We start from the raw sequence: 19433 nt of genomic DNA, 5'->3' as shown, positions 1-19433 counted from the left end.
TTATCCTTTCTTATCAGTGTCAGCAATAATTAAGCTGACATTATTGCCACCAAATGCAAATGAGTTACTTAAAAAATAAGGCTTCTGCCACATACTTTGTTCATTCGTTAATTGAATCTTTGGCAATTCATGATCAAATTCACTAGTGCTAATCTGTGCAGGCAACCTATGTTCTGGGTTGTACTCTTTTGATAACAACAGCGCGCAAAGTGCTAACTCTGTGGCACTTGCGGCACCCAATGTATGCCCAGTTAACGGCTTTGTTGAACTACATAATACCTTTTTGCCAAACACCTCAAAAATGGCTTTACTCTCCATCTGATCATTCTTCGGTGTTGCTGTACCATGCGCATTGATATATGCGATATCATCAGGATTAAGATTGGCATCTTTTAGTGCATTTAACATCGCCTGTTTCGCCCCTACACCTGCAGGGTCAGGCGAAGTAATATGATAGGCATCCGACGTCTCTCCACCACCTAGAAACGCCAAATTTGCTGGTGTTTTACTTAACACAAATAACGCAGCGCCCTCACCGATATTAATCCCATCACGATCTTGTCCAAAGGGTTGACAAATATCTTTTGCCACAGAGTCTAATGCATCAAAACCATTAAGTGGTAACTCCGATAAGCTATCGGCTCCGCCAACAATGCATATGTCACATAATCCCGAATCGATTAAACGCTTTGCCGAGAGAAATGCTTTGCCACTTGAAGAGCATGCCGTTGAAATAACATAACGCGGACCTTTAGCATTAGCAAGCTCTGAGATAAACTCCGCCATTGTGCCAAATTCTTGCTGATGATAGTGAAAATCAGTGTGCATTACCCCTGTTTTGACATAATGGGCAAACGAACGCTCCCCTTCTAAAATACCCGAGGTACTTGTGCCTAAGATAACAGCTATCCTATGTCGATCAACATTTTTTGTGAGCTTGTCATACACGGGTTTGATCTCTTGAAATGCCTTAAACAACATGCGGTTATTATGGCAATCAATTGAGTGATACTCTTGAGGCAATGCATTTAATTGACAATGCACTTTGCCAACATACGTTTGTCGCCCACTAAATAGCTTATTATATGGAACCAATGGCGAAACAGTTGCTAAAAGTGCTTTAGCAACTTCTTGTTTGTTATTGCCCAGCACATTCATCACAGCAAAATCGTTGATATAAATAGGATCTGGCATTTTATCAATCACACACTGTTGATGAGTGTATTGCTAAAAAGGCATTGATTTCACTGAAACTCACATCGATATCACTATAAGCATGTCCTTGACCGGATTTGATATCGATATGCGCACCTTTAAAAACCTCCAGTGCAAATTCCATTGGTGTTGTTTGATCATCTTTCTGTAATAACACCAAGTAATCTTGCAATGAAGTTAATTCCTTTGGCATCGCATTCACAAGCGCCATGGCTTCATTATGCATATGAATATAATCCGGCATTTGCACAATTAAATCTAGGCGAACTGCTGGATTAATCAAAATCACCTTACTGACATCATCACGCGTTTGCTTCAACAGATGCGCCATATAACCACCCAATGAGCTACCAATAACAACTTTATTGACAGCAGTTGCATCATTTAAAAGCGCATAAACCAAATTAAGAGCAGCTTCTGTTTGCATTGGTAACTCTGGTGCATCAATTATCGCCTCTGGAAATCTTTTATTTAGCCAGGCTTTAAGTTTTTGCGCCTTAGGTGAGTTTGGTGAGCCTTGAAAGCCATGTAAATAGAGAAAATAATTATTTGCCATACAGCCATTACCTCTTATTGCAACATATATTGCCAACAGTTAATTAAATGATAGCCTGTTGTTGATTTCACATCATTAAAACCGGCAATGCCTTGGCCATCAACATATTCAATTGGCAAATTATTGTTAAGGTATAGATTCAAGAAAATAGTCAACGCTTGATCTAATACCTCATATTTTGCCGTCATTGCTAAATACCGCATATACTCCAACATCGGCCAAATACGGTATTGCATTTCTTTAGTATTATTACTTAGATTAGGCTTAACAAGCCCATGACTATTCATACCGACTTTAGCAGCTGCCTGATATAATTTGACATGATCAGACATGATATCAACATCAATTTTTAACGCTTTCGCCTCAACAATCAAACTGCTCCACTCAAAGCTATGTCCTGGCTCAAAAAGTGCCGATTTAGCTTTTTTAGAGTACTCGCGCATTAGATTTTTTTCATGATCAAAGAATAGCGTCATAATCTCATGATATAAACTTTCAGCTTGGGTTTTCAAACTCGGGTCTTGGGTATAGCGATACGCACTTAAATACGCTTCAAAGAGGTGCATTAACGCATTTTGCCCGATCACCCCGTTATCATCTTTAAGCGCTTTGAAATCGTCTGCAATAAACTTTTGGGTGATCAGCTTATTAACATACTCAATATCTTCTCTAATCACTCGCTCTTTAAACGTACCATACAATGTAGATAAGGCAAACAATACAAAAGCATATTCATACAGGTCATTGTCATCTTTTGCGTTTTTCGTCTTAATCCAGAGTTTGCTTTGCTCATCGAAATATTGCGATTTCATTGCCTGATATAGTTTATAGGCATATGCATTGGCGGCTTGTGTGTTTGTTAATCTTGCGTATGTCAACAGGAAAAACAGACTGCGCGTTTGGCATAATAAGCGCGTGTTGGCTTGATCTATTTTTTGTGGGGCATTTAAAAATTCAGGCGCATAGCCTAACAGATCAATCGCCTTTATCAATAGCTGATAATAGGCATTAACAGCAGCTCTCATGTGCTGATTATTATTTTTCACCCTAACTGCTGCATAAACCTTGGCAAAAACCTCATCAACATCCAACGAACCTGTGTCAACAACCAATCCATCTTTAGCAGGCTTCAATGGTGCCACTTCGCGATTGCGGTCTTGATGATCACGTGCTTCAAGTTGCGCTAATATCTCTGTAAAGTCCGCCTTTTGACCCTTTGCGATGAGCTCATCGTAGCGCCTTTGTGCACGAATCTTACTGTCAGCTTCTAAGAAAAACTTGTGTCTTGCTTTTGGGAAAACGACAGTCCCCATATCACGACCATCGGCAACCAAGCCTTTAACACCTTTAGCAAAAGCCTGCTGGCAGGCTAACAGCGCATCGCGTACTATGGCAATCTTGGCAATCTTCGATGCCATCATCCCCGTTTGCTCTTGACGAATACGCATGGTGACATCAACATCATCAAGAAAAGCTTTTGTCTGATTGCCAGCGATTGTGAAGTAAATATTCAGTTGACTGAGTTCGTTATATAGTAATGCTTCGTTATTTATATCAATTTCATGATCAAGCACATAAAGTGCCGCCAAACGGTAAATCGCACCACTATCTAAGAGTGCGTAATCAAGCTTTTGTGCTAGTAGGCGCGATAATGTCCCCTTACCGACACCACTAGGGCCATCAATGGTAATAATTTCAACTTTATTTGACATCTAATATAAATCCTAAACACTATATACCGCCCGCAAACCACTTTACAGTATTTCTGTCATTGAATTTCTAGCGCTTTTAGATGATTGAATTTTGCCAATAGCGAATGCGTCAAGAAACAATGAATAGTTTCATTGTTTTAGCAAATGAGCGCCCAAAGACTCTGTCAAGGGCAGCTATTACCTGCAATTCAATCATCTAAAAGCATCAAAAACTTCTTCGACACTGAACACCGCAAAATGATTCACGAACGGTATACACACAAGTCTTTGCCCAATTCTACTATCTATTGTTTCAGAAACCAATCTATACCGCTGATAAATCATTTCTAACTACCCACAGTTCTTAGCCATTTCAAGCAATTGATACAGTATGGAAGATGTTTTAAGGCAATATACATGAAGCCTAGTAGCATTTCTTTTCAATCAAAGCACTGATTATAACGATAATGCAACTCAGCAAAGTCGTAACTTCTGCAGTAGAAGCCTTTATTGGGGGTTGACTTTAACATAGCGTAATAAATTTCAATCGTACATAGCTATAGTATGTAGCTGACAACTACTTAAATCATGAGGGTAAAATGTTTATAAATAAATTTAAGCTATGTATTGCTATAGGAATGTCGTGTCTTTTTATCACCCAAAGCATGGCGTATTCGCTAGATGGGATTAAAGCGATGGATAAGCAAAGCATACATCATCAGAGTGTTTTGGTTGAAACAGCGATTAACTATAATGCCAATGGTAATATGTCTACGGATAATAAAGGGGTAAGCTTTAGTTATAATGCGGCAAATGCGCTAACACAAGTCAGTCTTGCCTCAGGTGCTAAAGAAAATAATTATTACTATGCCAATGGTCTGCGTGCTGTGGCGCAAAGTAATACTCAAGTACTTGTGCATTACTATTCACGTAATAATGAACTGTTAAACACAAGCGATGGTACACAACAATCATCCGCGTATTTAATCGCAAATAATGTGACTGTACGGAGTGTCATGGGTGATGAAACTGTGCTGTTACACAATCGTCACGGTTCAGTGATTGCTCAGTTGAGTGATAACCCACAGTTTTATCAATATAGCGTCTATGGGGTTCAGAAGACGGAAGACAGAGGACAGAAGATAGAAAATAAGAATGGATCATTAGCGCTTACTATTAATCCGCTTCGTTATTCGGGCTATATGTTTGATCCATTGACGGGTTTATATTATCTTAAAGCACGTGACTATGATCCAAGCTTAAGAAGTTTTATCCAAGCCGATAGCTATGCTTTTAATAACCAAGGGCTAATTAATGGTTATTTCTATGGTAACAACAATCCATTGATGGGCGTTGATCCTAGTGGGCATATGGATATTATTGATTCCTTTTTATCAGTTTTTAAAAGAACCCGTTTGAGTAACAACGTAGAGATTGCCTCTCAAATAGAGGGGATGATCCCTGGAGAAGTTACTCAATACAAGATAATGCCAGCTGTAAATCATACATTTAGTGAATTTATCAAATATAGGCAGATTAATAAACAGTTCAAAGCTTATTTTGATGAATATGTAGCCCGTCTGACAAACAATAAATTTCAATCTGTTAGGGATCTGATAATTGCTGTTCCTAAAAAATTGAGGGCAATAGTTAAAGATTATCGCACTCGGAATATTTCTAGCGATGACTTTGAACGGCGTACACTAACTCCTTGGGAAGAAATCAATGATTCAGGTTCTGATATGAATAATGGTTCACGTTTTAATATGAATTTTGCAATGGATTATTATCTCGAACAATCTGCTAAAGGTCAGGAAAAAATTACCTCCAGCATAGATAACCATACAAAGGAAATGTTGGAAAAAGCACACTCGATTAGAACAAACTCTCTTGTCCCCATAATGGGAGTGTCTTTAGCAGCTTTAGTTTTCATGGCGTCAATGGTGCCAGTGATGCATTATATAGAAAGATCGGATCCTCTTGTTATACAATTTACTCCGCAATGATAAAGATTGCAAAAGCTGAGTCTTAACTGACACTTATCACCTTCTAATGGTGCACAGTTTAATATTTTTTGAGACTTTTTTATGGCTCTAACTATGGTCCAAAATATGGGGAGTGTTATAGCTTTCAAACTCATGCATCACTGAAATCAACTGTTGTACAGCTTTCAGCACAACCGCATTATACAAGCTCACACGCACACCACCAATACTGCGATGCCCAGCAATGCCATAGATGCCTTTTCTATCGGCAAATGCCAAAAATTCAGCCGTTAATTCTGCACTTGGCAGTTGAAATACAACATTCATTGATGAACGATTATGCGATGGTACATTGTTACTAAACAGCCTTGATTGATCAATTGTCTCATAAAGTAGCGCGGCTTTACGGGCATTCTTCTGAGCAACAATATCTAACCCGCCTTGTTTGATTAAATCAGCAAGCACTAACTCCATCGCCGCCCACGCAAACATATCCGGTGTATTATACAATGAATCAGCTTGTTGCATTGCCTGATAACTTAATATCGCAGGAATTGCTTTTTGTTGGATACTTTCGATCAATATTTTTTTAATCAAGACAACCGTCACTCCTGGTAACCCAATGTTTTTCTGCGCTCCAGCATAAATAACATCATATTTTGTAACATCGATTGGTTTTGATAAAAAGCTTGATGACATATCACATACTAACGGCAAATTAACCTCAGGGATCTTTTGCCATATCATGCCGTCAATTGTTTCATTTTCCGTATAATGTAGATAATCATAGGATTGTGTAACATGATCAACTGCACTATCAACACCTTCAATAACATCAACATCAATAAATTTTCTTGCTTCTTTAATCGCTGCCTTTGCCCAATAACCACTATTGATATATAGTGCTTTGCCCACCTTTTTGAGATTCATTGGAACAGCAGCAAACTGCGCACTGGCTCCCGCAGGCATTAATAGTATTTCATAACTTTCAGGCAATGTTATAAGACTTCGCAAATGCTGCTTAATTTTATTATTGATCTTAGCAAACAGTTGATCACGATGCGACAAGGATAACAAAGACAAACCGGTATTTTGATAATTCAAAACCATTTGGCTAAGTGATTGATAAATAGTCTCTGGTAAGCTCGCAGGCCCCGCGCAAAAATTAAGTTGATACATCATAACGACTCTATGAATTAAAACTGCCAAAAATTATACCACCCACATCCTACTTTGCAGTGTTTATTCCTGCATCTTTTTATTCACTTTGTCAGTTATTTAGGACTATACTCCTTCTAGTTATTCACTATAGGAGCGTATCTATGAAAAAAATATTAAGTATCACGACATTGTGTCTATTATCCAGCTCAGTGTTTGCTCAAAGTGCGCAAACGGGTCTTGTGATTGGTGCAACAGCTGGCGCTGCTTCAACTACAAACTATGACTCCAGTGGTATTGTCAGCAATATCACCAAAACACAAGGCGGACCAATTACCAGTGTAATGATCGGTTATGATCTTGCCTTAAACCAACATATTAGCGTGGGTTTTGAGTCTGGTTTTGGTTATGGCTATGCTCTTTCTTCACTAAAAGCCGATGGCTTAGATAAATCGATGCTTAATCAATGGTATATTCCACTTCTGGTTGCAGGCAAATATACATTCACCAATGGTGTAAATATTTTTATTAAGGGCGGTGCAACTTATGTCCATCAACAACTTACCAATATGGGCGCCTATTTTACACCTAATATCAACAGTAGTAATTCTGAATTCCTACCAACAATCGTTGTCGGTGCTGGCTATAAATTCCAAAATGGGATTAATATTGGTGGACAGTTTAGTTATTTGTTTGGTTCAACGGCGAAAATTCGCACTAGTGATTCTTTCCACAATAACGATGTCAAAGTCACGGCAAGTGCGAGCTTAAGTGCTTATATCAGCTATACATTACCGATGTAATTGCTCAGCCCCAGATATAAAAAAAGCGACTCATAGTCGCTTTTAAGAATTGCCACTCTTTAAAAGCGGCTTAGATAATAGCCTTAGCTTAAGCTAATTTGCACATCAACACCAGCAGCAAGATCCAATTTCATCAATGCATCGACTGTTTTCTCAGTCGGCTCAACGATATCGATCAAACGCTTATGTGTTCTGATTTCATATTGATCACGCGCATCTTTGTTAACGTGAGGCGAAATCAACACAGTGAAACGCTCTTTGCGTACTGGTAAAGGAATAGGACCTTTTACTTGTGCGCCGGTTCTTTTCGCTGTCTCAACGATCTCTTTTGTTGAAAGATCTATTAACTTATGGTCAAACGCTTTCAAGCGGATGCGAATGCGTTGGTTACTAATATTTGTTGCCATTTTATTCAAACCTTCTAATTATGAGTTACGCTTTTTAATGATGTCTTCTGCAATGTTATTTGGTACTTCTGCATATTTTTCAAACTCCATAGAGAATGAAGCGCGCCCTTGAGAAATTGAACGCACGTTAGTCGCATAACCAAACATTTCTGCCAATGGCACCAATGCATTCACTACTTTACCACTTGGGTTTTCATCCATACCAGAGATCATGCCACGACGACGATTTAAGTCACCGATAACATCACCCATGTACTCTTCAGGGGTCACTACTTCAACCTTCATCAAAGGCTCAAGAATCACAGGAGATGCCTTTTGCGCACCTGACTTAACCGCCATAGAACCTGCAATTTTAAACGCCATCTCAGATGAATCGACATCATGATAAGAACCATCATAAAGTGTGGCTTTAACATCGATCATTGGGTAGCCTGCGATTACACCATTTTGTAATTGCTCTTCAATACCCTTGCCAACAGCACTGATGTATTCTCTAGGAACAACACCACCAACGATTTGATCAACAAATTCAAAGCCTTTACCCATTTCTTGCGGCTCAAGCTTAACCCATACATGACCATACTGACCGCGACCACCTGATTGACGCACGAATTTACCTTCTGAATCAACAGTTTGTTTGATCGTTTCACGGTAAGCTACTTGCGGGTTCCCTACATTAGCTTCTACTTTAAACTCACGCTTCATACGATCAACAATAATCTCTAAGTGAAGCTCACCCATACCAGAGATAATGGTTTGACCAGATTCTTCATCCGTTTGTACACGGAATGACGGATCTTCTGCCGCTAAACGACCCAATGCCAATGACATCTTTTCTTGGTCTGCTTTTGACTTTGGCTCAACAGCAACTGAGATAACTGGCTCTGGGAAATCCATACGCTCAAGTGTAATAATTGCTTTCTCATCACACAAAGTATCACCTGTTGTGACTTGCTTTAAGCCGATACATGCAGCGATATCACCCGCACGAACTTCTTTTAGTTCTTCACGCTTGTTGGCATGCATCTGGACAATTCGACCAATACGTTCTTTTTTCTCTTTGACTGGGTTATACACCGCATCACCTGACTTTAATACGCCTGAGTAAACGCGGATAAACGTCAAGTTACCAATAAATGGATCAGCTGCAAGTTTAAATGCTAGCGCTGAGAAAGGCTCATCATCTGATGACTTACGTGATGCTTCTGTACCATCTTCTAACTCACCGCGAATTGCTGGTACTTCATCAGGTGCTGGCAAGTAACGAATAACGCCATCAAGAACTGCTTGTACACCTTTGTTCTTAAATGCAGAACCACAAAATGCTAATACGATTTCATTATTGATCACACGCTGACGCAATGCCGCATGAATCTCGTCATCTGTTAACTCTTCACCTTCAAGGTACTTGTTCATCAACTCTTCATTCGCTTCAGCTGCTGCCTCAACCATTTCTTGACGAAGTTCTTCAGCATGTGCTTGAAGCTCAGCTGGAATGTCTTCCAAGCTATATGTTAAGCCTTTATCTGCCTCATTCCACATGATCGCTTTCATACGTACAAGATCGATAACACCTTTAAATTCTTCTTCAGCACCAATATTAAGCTGCATCGCAACAACGTTTGCTTTCAAACGTGTTTTAATCTGACCTAATACACGCTCATAGTTCGCGCCTGCTCTATCCATCTTGTTGACAAAAACAATACGTGGCACGTGATATTTATTTGCTTGACGCCATACAGTTTCTGATTGCGGCTCAACACCTGATGAGCCACAAAATACAACCACAGCACCATCTAATACACGCAAAGAACGCTCTACTTCAATCGTGAAGTCAACGTGTCCTGGGGTGTCGATGATGTTAATACGATGCTTATCAAACTGTTGATCCATACCTTGCCAAAAAACGGTAGTCGCAGCAGAGGTAATCGTGATTCCACGCTCTTGCTCTTGCTCCATCCAGTCCATTGTTGCGGCACCATCATGTACCTCACCAATTTTGTGAGAAACACCTGTATAGAACAACACACGTTCAGTCGTTGTTGTCTTGCCCGCATCAACGTGGGCACAAATTCCAATATTTCTATATTTTCTAAGTTCAGTCGCACGTGACATGAGTTTTCTCCAATCTTACCAACGGAAATGTGCAAATGCTTTGTTCGCTTCTGCCATTTTGTGTGTATCTTCACGCTTCTTAACAGCAGCGCCACGTCCTTCTACAGCTTCCATTAATTCAGCTGCAACACGATATGCCATACTTTTTTCTTTACGCTTACGTGAAGCATCAATGATCCAACGCATTGCCATGGTCATTTGACGCTCTGGACGAACTTCAACAGGAACTTGGTAAGTTGCACCACCGACGCGACGAGATTTAACCTCAACCATAGGCGCGACAGCCTCTAGTGCTTTTTCAAAAATTTCAGTCGCTTTTTCGCCTGATTTTTTAGTTTCGATTTGGTCAAAAGCACCATAGACGATTCTCTCGGCTACAGACTTCTTACCTGATAACATGATGTGATTGATAAATTTTGCAACGATCTCGCTCTTAAACTTCGGATCTGGCAACACTTCGCGCTTTGGTGCTCGATTTCTTCTAGACATTTTATATTTCCTTTAAATACAAATTAAACTTATGCTTTAGGACGCTTAGTACCGTATTTAGAACGGCCTTGCTTACGGTCTTTAACACCTGAAGTATCAAGCGCACCGCGAACTGTGTGATAACGCACACCTGGTAAGTCTTTAACACGACCACCACGAATCAAAATAACGCTATGCTCTTGTAGATTGTGACCTTCACCACCAATATAAGTCGTTACTTCAAAACCGCTTGTTAATCTCACACGCGCTACTTTTCTTAACGCTGAGTTTGGTTTCTTCGGGGTTGTTGTATAAACACGCGTACATACACCACGTCTTTGTGGACATGCTTTCAGTGCTGGCACGTTTGTTTTTACAACCTTCTTTTTGCGCGGATTACGCACCAACTGGTTAATAGTTGCCATTATTTACTCCGTAGTTTTTTAAACATCTAATCTTTGCATAAATATAAAAAGACGCGGCATTATATACAAAAGCCATGCCGTTTTGCAAGAAATGGATTTGGTTTTTTAATCGCGGATTTTAAACCATTTACTAATATGAATTAGCACTAATGCTACTGCTGAACCTATTAACACTTCCGCAAGGCGTAATCCAGCATTAACTAGCGGCGTATATGCCGGCTGATAAATCCCTAAAGCAACAATTACACCGGCATTTGCACTACTCATTTTAACTGCTGCACCATAACCTAATTGCAGTGTAATGAGTACACTTAAGGCAACAGCTAAAAACATAACATAATATTGATAGCCATAAAGGCTTGTAAGGAAAAAGGCAATCACGCTACCAATAAGCGCGCCTTCAGCAATTTGCAAACAAGCAGAATATGAGTCTTTAATGCTTAATTGCAAAACAGTTGTTGTCGCAATCAGACACCAAAAACCACCAATGATGCTTTGACCATGATGCGCGAAGCTTGAAAGCTTAAAACCAATGACAAAACAAACAATTGAGGCAATAGCAATCTCAACTGAAATGTAAACGCCAGCAACATGACGATTAATCACAAAATAAAGCCCATCGTAATTAGAAAATATCCCTTACAATCACATTCTGATTGCGCTCAGGTCCAGTTGAAATGATATCAATCGGAACATTTAAAGTTTGCTCAATAAAGTGCACATAATCGCGTGCTGCTTGAGGTAACCTATAATAATCTGTTTGTTTGGTATCTTCAAACCACCCTTTCAATGTTTTGTAAATTGGCTTACAACGGACATAATCGGCATTGTCATAAGGCGGATAAGACACCTCTTTACCATCTAGTTCATACGCAACACAAACTTTTATCTCTGTTAAACCGTCCAAAACATCAAGCTTTGTTAAACAGATAGACGTGATACTATTGATCTCAATCGCACGACGCAATGCCACAAGATCAAGCCAACCTGTGCGACGTTTGCGTCCTGTCACCGTACCAAACTCGCACCCCTTGACAGCCAAACGCTCACCAACACTATCAAACAATTCAGTCGGATAAGCACCACTGCCAACACGTGTGGTATAGGCCTTAGTAATACCAACAACTGCATCGATATAACATGGTCCAAAGCCAGCACCCGATGCCACAGTCCCTGAAATTGTATTTGATGAGGTTACAAATGGGTAAGTGCCATGATCGATATCAAGTAGTGTCCCTTGTGCACCTTCAAAGATGATTTTGCCTTTGTTAACACGAATGGCATTTAATTCTGCTGATACATCGGTGATCATCGGCACAATCTTTTTTGCATAATACAATAATAATTTATAGGTTGATTCTAAATCAAAATAGATATCCAGTTTATAATAGTTTTGCAAAGTAAAATTATGCAGATCTAATAAATTTGTAAGTTTTTCCCTTAACCTCTCAGGGTGTGCCAAGTCCCCTATACGAATTGCACGACGCGCAATTTTATCCTCATATGCTGGACCTATGCCACGTTTTGTTGTGCCGATCTTTTGCTCACCTAGTGCCATCTCACGCGCTTCATCTAAAGCAATATGCACCGGCAACACCAAAGGGCATGCCTCGCTAATGCGTAAGCGCTCAAACACCGGGATATTCCGTTTCAAGAGTTCATCCATTTCAATATTTAAGGCATCTAGTGATACCACCACACCATTACCAATGAAACTCTTAACACCCTCATGTAAAATCCCAGATGGAATCAGACGCAACTTAGTTACCTCACCATTGATGACAAGGGTGTGTCCTGCATTATTCCCACCTTGAAAACGCACCACAGCATCTGCCTTATCTGTCAAAAAATCCACGACTTTACCCTTACCTTCATCACCCCATTGGCTACCTAAGATAACAATATTATGGTTCACTGAAATTCCTCACTTTGCTGATTACAGTAGCATGTTAAAGACTTTTGATAAGCTTGACAAATAAAATGCTGGCTTTTTAGTGTCTCTCTTTGTAAATTTTTTTATCATACGCATGAAATTCTTTTACAACACAAATAGAACCAAAGGAGTGATTGGATAATAAATCACATGACACCGAAACAGTTTGAAGATAGTATGCAATTCAGTGAGAAAGACTCTCCTAAACTGGCAAAGTAGATCAATTTGTTCAATACTTAGTTTGTACATTCAATATTTAGATGAGTTTATAAATGAAGATTTTAGTTGTAGAAGATGAAGTTAAAACAGCCAGTTATTTAAAAAAAGGCCTTGAAGAGCATGGTTTAATAACAGATTTAGCTGACAACGGGATAGATGCTTTATTCCAAGTCGAAACACAAGAGTATGATCTGGTGATTTTAGACGTTATGCTACCTGAGGTTAATGGCTGGGAAGTTATCAAACACATACGTCAAAAAAATATAGATGTTCCGATACTGTTTTTAACAGCACGAGATGCACTCTCAGATAAAGTCAAAGGTCTAAGGCTAGGCGCTGATGATTACATGGTAAAGCCCTTCCATTTTGTCGAATTAGTTGCACGTATTTTTTCTATTATACGTAGAGGTAACAAAGAAAATACGAACACTTTATCAGTCGGTGATCTTATTGTTGACTTAAATGCACTTAGAGCAAGCCGCGGAGGTCAAAAACTTGATTTAACAGCGAAAGAGTTCTCCCTATTATCGTTTTTAGTAAGAAATGAAGGAAATATTGTTTCTAGAACCATGATTTCAGAGCAGGTTTGGGATATGAATTTTGATAGCGATACCAATATTGTAGATGTGGCGATAAAGCGATTAAGGAATAAAGTTGACTCACCTTTTGAAAAGAAACTTATCCATACAGTAAGAGGTTTAGGGTATGTTTTGGAAAGGCGTTAAATTTTTTAACAAAACAGCAACAATTTCACCAAAATCGATTACTGGAAAGTTGACTCTTTTATATATGGCTTCATCCTTTCTATTGCTTTCAGTTGCACTAGCTGCAATTTATTTTGCAATGGTAAATATGATTAGACATCACGACTACACTTTCGTTAAAGGCGAGTTAGAGACACTGCAAAAAATACTTACCAGCACGGATCAACAAAATATAATTACTGGTTTACATCAAGAAGTTGTATTAGAGCCCAAAACAAACCCTAACCATTACTTGGCTAGGGTAATGGGAAAAAATAATAGCCTCCTAATAGAAACACCAGGAGTAAATCAACTTTTTAAGCAATCTGAGTTTCCTATACCACCAGATAAGGACTCCATTCCCAGTTCAGGTAAATATCTTGCTCTTAGCAAAGATAGACACTATCTGATTATGTCTATGAGGATACAGCAACACAATAACACTTATATTGCGCAAGTAGCATTAAACGTTACAAGAAGTGAACAGATTATCAACCTCTACCAAGAAGTTTTGTCAATAGCCTTAGTGATCATGTTTTTAGTATCATTAGGGCTGAGTATTTTCATAACCAGACGTGGATTAAAACCAATATACGCTTTAAATAAAGGTATTGACGGTATTGATATAAATAACTTAAACCTAGACCTAAATTTAAAAAAATGGCCTAAAGAATTACGCGATACCGTTAATATTCTAAACCAGATGCTTCAGGGAGTGAATAAGTCATTTACACGACTATCAAGATTTTCTGAAGATTTAGCGCATGAGCTAAGAACTCCTTTAAATAACATGATATGTCAGATTCAAATCACATTATCAAAAAACCGCACATTAACTGAATATCAAAGCATTTTAGCCTCCACATTAGAGGAAGCACAAAACATGGCAACTTTATTGAATAAGATGCTATTTATCGCAAGAGCTAAGACACCAGCACAAGAGTTACAACGCCAAGTAATTAACTTCGCACAAGAGATGAAAAACCTTTGCGAATACTATGGTGTGTTGGCTAAAGACAAAGAAATCGAGATTGTCATTAAGGGAGGCGGGCAAATTTATGTAGATTTCTCACTCTTTAAACAGGCTATTGGTAATCTATTGTCTAACGCTATAAAGTATACACCAAAATCTGGGATCATTACTTGCTCTATTTCGGAGAATAAGAATGAAAGTATTATTTGTATTTCTGACACTGGAATAGGTATATCTTCTAAAAAATTACCCCATGTTTTTGATCGTTTTTATCGTACAGATGAGTCTCGTTCAAAAAACATTGAAGGCGTAGGGCTAGGCTTAGCAATCGTTAAGTCTATTATTGAATTACATCATGGAATAATTCGTATTGAGAGTGATTTAGGAAAGGGGACAAAGGTATACCTTCACCTTCCTAAATCATAAAAAATGACAAAATTGTCATCATTCTGTCACCTTTATGTCAGCATGCAAAATATATACTCTCTATTACTTTTATAGATTGAGGAAAAAAATGAACGCATCAATGACATCTAATCGACCAGTGATTAGCTTTAATAAAGTGGCTAGTATCACAGCTTTTTTTTGGATAATTAAAATTATTTCAACCACAGTTGGCGAAGCTAGTGCAGATTTCATGTATAGTTTATCAGCACCGATAGCAGTTGTTTCAATGTTTTTTATCTTGCTAGCTGCCATAATAATTCAAATTAAATTTAAACGTTATGTTCCATGGATGTATTGGACAGTGATTGTTTTGATTGCAGTATTTGGAACTATGTTTTCAGATGCTATCCACTACTTTGTCATGCCATTAATTGGATCTACCAGTATGTTTTTAGGGCTTCTATTATTAACTTTATACATGTGGTATAAAAGTGAAGGCAGTATAGACCCTCACTATATCAATACCACCAAACGTGAGATATTTTACTGGGTTGTTATATTTTTTACATTTTGTCTAGGAACCGCATCTGGAGATTTTGTTGCTCAATCTCTACATTTTGGTCTAATGGATGCAACAATATTTTTTGGCATCTTTATGATTGCAATACCAATGATACTTTACCTATTCAAAATTAATTCAATAGCGTTATTTTGGATTGCCTACATCCTAACCAGACCATTTGGAGCAGCAGGTGCTGATCTGATTGGTAAACCTTCATCTCACGGTGGATTTGGACTTGGTGATGGGAATACAGCTTTAATTTTCCTCGGTGTGATTATAATTTTGGTTACCTACCTAACAATATCATCTCGAAAAGAGATGCTCATAGAAGAGCACATAGATGTAGATTCAATCTAAGAGATTAATAATGATTATATTATGAATTATTGCCAAAATTCAACTGATCAAAAGCACGCAAATGCAAAGCAAAAAATTCTGTAAAATGGTTTGTGATAAGTATATACTTTGCGCACTGCAGCGGTTAATAGTTACACATAGTCATGAGTGATCAATCATTAAGTTATCAGGATGCCGGTGTGAGCATTGATGAAGGCAACTTGCTTGTCGAGAAAATCAAACCCTTAGCTAAATCCACCATGCGCAAAGAGGTATTGGGTGGTTTAGGTGGTTTTGGTGCTTTGTTTGAAATTCCTTTGGATCGTTACAAAAACCCCGTGTTAGTTTCAGGTACCGATGGCGTAGGTACTAAATTAAAACTTGCTTTTGAATTAAATGATCATACAACTATTGGCATTGATCTTGTTGCCATGTGTGTTAACGATTTGATTGTGGGTGGTGCTGAGCCGTTATTTTTTCTTGATTATTACGCCACCGGCAAGCTAAATGCTGATCAAGCCGCTGATGTGATATCCGGTATTGCAGAGGGTTGCCGCCAATCAGGTGCGGCACTTGTTGGCGGCGAAACAGCTGAGATGCCAGGCATGTATCAAGGTGAAGAATATGATCTTGCAGGATTTTGCGTTGGAATTGTTGAGAAGGACAAAATTATTTCAAGTGATAAAGTCCAAGCGGATGATGCATTGATTGCAATCACCTCCTCAGGTGTTCATTCCAATGGTTACTCATTGGTGCGTAAGGTTATTGCCCATGTTAATGCTGATTTGAATATGCCTTTTCAACAAAGTACTTTAGGTAAAACTTTGTTAACCCCGACGCGTATTTATGTCAAAACAATTTTAAAACTGCTTGAGCAATATGATATTCATGCGATCAGTCATATTACTGGCGGTGGTTTTACTGAAAATATTCCGCGTGTATTGCCAAATTTTATGTGTGCTAACATTAACTTAGATAGCTGGCAATTTCCTGCAATCTTCCAGTGGTTACAGCAAAACGGTAATATTAGCCAAACTGAGATGCTGAGAACATTTAACTGTGGTGCCGGAATTGTGATGGCAGTGGCACAAAGTGATAAAAAGGCGATTCTTGATACACTTAAAGCACTCGGAGAAACTGCTTGGGAAATTGGCCATCTAAGCCAATCACAGCAACAACAAGCACATGTTAGCTATTTCCATGGTAAATAAATCTATATTTAAGCTTGTTGTCTTATCCTCAGGGTATGGCTCAAACTTACAAGCGATTATTGATCAACTACATAAAGAAGATGGTATTGAAATCAGCGCCATTATTTCTGATAAAGCATCCGAGTCAATCACCCGCGCACTTAATCACAATATTCCGTGTTTATATTTACCCAAGCAAAAACAACAAACGCGCGAGAAATATGATCAACTACTATGTGATTTACTGCAACCATTTCGCCCTGACTTGATTGTTTTAGCCGGATTTATGCGTATTCTGTCGGCTTCTTTTACCCAAAAATTTCCTCAGCAAATTATCAATATTCATCCATCACTACTGCCTAAATACAAAGGCTTAAACACTCACCAACGCGTAATTGATGCCAATGACAAAACCCATGGAACCACAATCCACTATGTTGATGAGCATCTTGATAGTGGTAAAATCATCGCGCAAAAACGCATTGATGTTCTGCCTTTTGACACTGCTGAAACCCTAGAGCAAGCCATCAAATCACTTGAACATGTCTTTTATCCGGCAACACTTCATAAGCTTATAACAAAGATGCGTAATAATGCGAGTTTGGCATCTACAAGCAACAATAATTGAATCTGCTTACCCTTATGAATATAAAGATTTACGAGCGATATATAGCTAAAAATAATAATCTTTTATACATCAAAAAAATTTATTACTTATCCAAATATAAAATATCGTTGGGGTTTAACATCCTTGTAATAAACTCTTAGTAACAAAGGGGAGGGAGTGTTTTTGAGTCGTAGCGTCCTGCCACGAAAACTATTTTCTCAAATGTGCTGACTGAAAGATAGGGGCAATTTCTGAAATTCATTTAAGAGATTGCTGTTTTTACTATGGCAAATATCTCACAAGGACATAATGTCATCTTATATAATTAACCCACAAATGCTTTCTGTACAATTTCCGTTATCTGCTTGGTTGAAGCTCAAAGCACTTAGCCAATACAGTAAATAAATAATCAATTTCAGCAAGGGTATTATAGTAAGCAAAGCCAATGCGCAACACCCCATCACTTGGCGCTAGGTGCAGTTTCTCAATAAATCGTGGCACATAAAAATGCCCATAGCCAACACAAATATTATGTTTAGCTAGAATTTGTGCTAAATCTCTGCTACTTATACCTGCGACAGTTATGGCAAATGTTGGTGTCCGCTTCGTCAATTTATCCTGTAAACTTATGCCATGCACAGTGATTTGTGGATATGCCTCAAGCCTCTTCAAAAAGTAAGCTTTAAGCTCTAATTCATGTTGCTGTATTGCTGACATACTTAATTGCAATGCTGTCTTTAAGTCCGTCATTGCCATTTGATCATTGATCAAAGTAGCTTTGTGGTAAATGGCTGCTTCTAAACCTGCTAGCGCTTCGAAATTTTGCGTGCCTGTTTCTAGGGCATATGGCAATATTTGGGGGGCTGGTGCTATTTTATAAGGAGTAACCGACATCATTGTCTTTGATTTACTATATAAAATACCAATATGTGGTGCAGAAAATTTATAGCCAGAACACACTAACCAATCACAATCAATCACCGCTACATCAACCTTATGATGCACAATAAAATGCACCGCATCAACAAATAGTTTAACCTGATATTTTTTTGCCAAGGCACTAACACTTGCTATATCAGTAATACTACCACAAATATTAGATGCCAAAGTAATCGCAATTAATTTTGTACGCCCCTTTTTTAATATAGCTTCCAGCCTACTAAGATCAAGCGTATAACTATTCTGATCAAATGGTAGTATATCGACATTTACACCTTTTTCTTGTGCTTTGGTAAGCCATGGGCTGATATTTGCCTCGTGATCAAGTTCACTAACAACAATGTTATCCCCAAAGCACCAAGTATTGGCAATCGCATGTGATAATGCCCATGTGATCGTTGTCATATTTTGCCCAAAGCTTATTTCTTCAGCACTCTTTGCATTAATTAACGCGGCCATTGCTACTCTGGCACGATCCATTTGCTGTTGTGCGGCAATGCTACTTTGATAAAAACCACTCAAATTAGCAACACCATCTGACATAAACTCTGTCATCGCTCCAATCACGGCGAAGCTTACCTGTGTCCCCCCTGGCCCATCAAAATAAACCGCAGGATTGGTTTTAATCAAAGCTGGAAAGCCTTGACGCACTTTATTCACATCAAACATAAACCACTTTATCCTTTTGCTATTTTTATTATTTTACGCCATGTTCAACTTT

At 38.6% G+C, this 19433-nt stretch carries 17 protein-coding genes and 2 pseudogenes; 7 read left to right on the top strand and 12 right to left on the bottom strand.

The window, feature by feature from the left end; translation table 11 throughout:
- The 4 genes and pseudogenes from DNK85_RS01980 to cmk form a co-directional block, all read right to left on the bottom strand.
- A complete protein-coding gene (locus DNK85_RS01980) occupies positions 1 to 1194 on the bottom strand; it encodes a beta-ketoacyl-ACP synthase (protein WP_162896473.1) in 1194 nt (397 codons plus the stop codon).
- 4 nt (positions 1195 to 1198) lie between these two features.
- Entirely contained in the window at positions 1199 to 1771 is a 573-nt protein-coding gene (locus tag DNK85_RS01975; protein ID WP_119327907.1) for a YqiA/YcfP family alpha/beta fold hydrolase, read from the bottom strand.
- Positions 1772 to 1785: 14 nt separating this feature from the next.
- Positions 1786 to 2724, bottom strand: a pseudogene (locus tag DNK85_RS12125) (AGE family epimerase/isomerase); the annotation flags it as partial.
- A 90-nt stretch (positions 2725 to 2814) separates the two neighbouring features.
- Positions 2815 to 3483: pseudogene (gene cmk, locus DNK85_RS12120) on the bottom strand ((d)CMP kinase); the annotation flags it as partial.
- 578 nt (positions 3484 to 4061) lie between these two features.
- On the opposite strand from cmk, the gene DNK85_RS01965 reads away from it, so the two are divergent.
- Positions 4062 to 5468 carry an RHS repeat domain-containing protein gene (locus DNK85_RS01965; protein ID WP_119327905.1) on the top strand — a complete coding sequence of 469 codons (1407 nt, stop codon included), beginning with the start codon at positions 4062 to 4064 and terminating at the stop codon, positions 5466 to 5468.
- A gap of 87 nt (positions 5469 to 5555) precedes the next feature.
- Here the strand turns inward: DNK85_RS01965 and serC are convergent, their stop codons facing one another.
- On the bottom strand, positions 5556 to 6629 hold the full coding sequence (gene serC / locus DNK85_RS01960; RefSeq protein ID WP_235842347.1) for a 3-phosphoserine/phosphohydroxythreonine transaminase: 1074 nt from the start codon (positions 6627 to 6629) through the stop codon (positions 5556 to 5558).
- 140 nt (positions 6630 to 6769) lie between these two features.
- On the opposite strand from serC, the gene DNK85_RS01955 reads away from it, so the two are divergent.
- The gene (locus DNK85_RS01955; RefSeq protein WP_119327903.1) at positions 6770 to 7408 is read left to right on the top strand and encodes an outer membrane beta-barrel protein; all 639 of its coding nucleotides are present in this window, start codon (positions 6770 to 6772) and stop codon (positions 7406 to 7408) included.
- Positions 7409 to 7491: 83 nt separating this feature from the next.
- Here the strand turns inward: DNK85_RS01955 and rpsJ are convergent, their stop codons facing one another.
- From rpsJ to DNK85_RS01925, 6 genes are all read right to left on the bottom strand, one after another.
- Entirely contained in the window at positions 7492 to 7815 is a 324-nt protein-coding gene (gene rpsJ / locus DNK85_RS01950; protein WP_225630079.1) for a 30S ribosomal protein S10, read from the bottom strand.
- Positions 7816 to 7833: 18 nt separating this feature from the next.
- The gene (gene fusA / locus DNK85_RS01945) at positions 7834 to 9930 is read right to left on the bottom strand and encodes an elongation factor G (RefSeq protein WP_119327902.1); all 2097 of its coding nucleotides are present in this window, start codon (positions 9928 to 9930) and stop codon (positions 7834 to 7836) included.
- Between the two features lie 15 nt (positions 9931 to 9945).
- On the bottom strand, positions 9946 to 10419 hold the full coding sequence (rpsG, locus tag DNK85_RS01940) for a 30S ribosomal protein S7 (protein WP_119327901.1): 474 nt from the start codon (positions 10417 to 10419) through the stop codon (positions 9946 to 9948).
- 29 nt (positions 10420 to 10448) lie between these two features.
- The gene (gene rpsL / locus DNK85_RS01935) at positions 10449 to 10823 is read right to left on the bottom strand and encodes a 30S ribosomal protein S12 (protein WP_119327900.1); all 375 of its coding nucleotides are present in this window, start codon (positions 10821 to 10823) and stop codon (positions 10449 to 10451) included.
- Positions 10824 to 10928: 105 nt separating this feature from the next.
- The gene (locus tag DNK85_RS01930; protein WP_119327899.1) at positions 10929 to 11429 is read right to left on the bottom strand and encodes an FUSC family protein; all 501 of its coding nucleotides are present in this window, start codon (positions 11427 to 11429) and stop codon (positions 10929 to 10931) included.
- Between the two features lie 19 nt (positions 11430 to 11448).
- Positions 11449 to 12738 (bottom strand): adenylosuccinate synthase, encoded by a 1290-nt coding sequence (locus tag DNK85_RS01925; protein WP_119327898.1) that lies wholly within the window; start codon positions 12736 to 12738, stop codon positions 11449 to 11451.
- Between the two features lie 290 nt (positions 12739 to 13028).
- On the opposite strand from DNK85_RS01925, the gene DNK85_RS01920 reads away from it, so the two are divergent.
- The 5 genes from DNK85_RS01920 (at position 13029) to purN (ending at position 17794) form a co-directional block, all read left to right on the top strand.
- Complete coding sequence (locus DNK85_RS01920) at positions 13029 to 13700, top strand: heavy metal response regulator transcription factor (protein WP_119327897.1); 672 nt, start codon at positions 13029 to 13031, stop codon at positions 13698 to 13700.
- Positions 13681 to 15117, top strand: coding sequence for a heavy metal sensor histidine kinase (locus DNK85_RS01915; protein WP_119327896.1), 1437 nt, complete (start codon positions 13681 to 13683; stop codon positions 15115 to 15117). Before DNK85_RS01920 ends, DNK85_RS01915 begins: the two co-directional genes overlap by 20 nt.
- Before the next feature lie 88 nt (positions 15118 to 15205).
- Positions 15206 to 15997: a COG4705 family protein gene (locus DNK85_RS01910; protein ID WP_162896472.1), complete on the top strand. Its 792-nt coding sequence runs from the start codon at positions 15206 to 15208 to the stop codon at positions 15995 to 15997.
- A 143-nt stretch (positions 15998 to 16140) separates the two neighbouring features.
- A complete protein-coding gene (purM, locus tag DNK85_RS01905) occupies positions 16141 to 17187 on the top strand; it encodes a phosphoribosylformylglycinamidine cyclo-ligase (protein WP_119327894.1) in 1047 nt (348 codons plus the stop codon).
- Positions 17177 to 17794: a phosphoribosylglycinamide formyltransferase gene (gene purN, locus DNK85_RS01900; RefSeq protein ID WP_162896471.1), complete on the top strand. Its 618-nt coding sequence runs from the start codon at positions 17177 to 17179 to the stop codon at positions 17792 to 17794. The genes purM and purN overlap by 11 nt, the downstream gene beginning before the upstream one ends.
- 336 nt (positions 17795 to 18130) lie before the next feature.
- Here purN and DNK85_RS01895 read toward each other — a convergent pair whose 3' ends face one another.
- A complete protein-coding gene (locus tag DNK85_RS01895; protein WP_119327892.1) occupies positions 18131 to 19381 on the bottom strand; it encodes a cysteine desulfurase-like protein in 1251 nt (416 codons plus the stop codon).
- Positions 19382 to 19433 lie beyond the last annotated feature (52 nt).

It is taken from the genome of Cysteiniphilum halobium (genome assembly GCF_003574425.1).
In the GTDB taxonomy this organism is placed as follows: Bacteria; Pseudomonadota; Gammaproteobacteria; order Francisellales; family Francisellaceae; genus Caedibacter; species Caedibacter halobius.
Note: the sequence above shows the minus strand (reverse complement) of the source record. Positions and strands in the feature narration are given on the sequence as shown.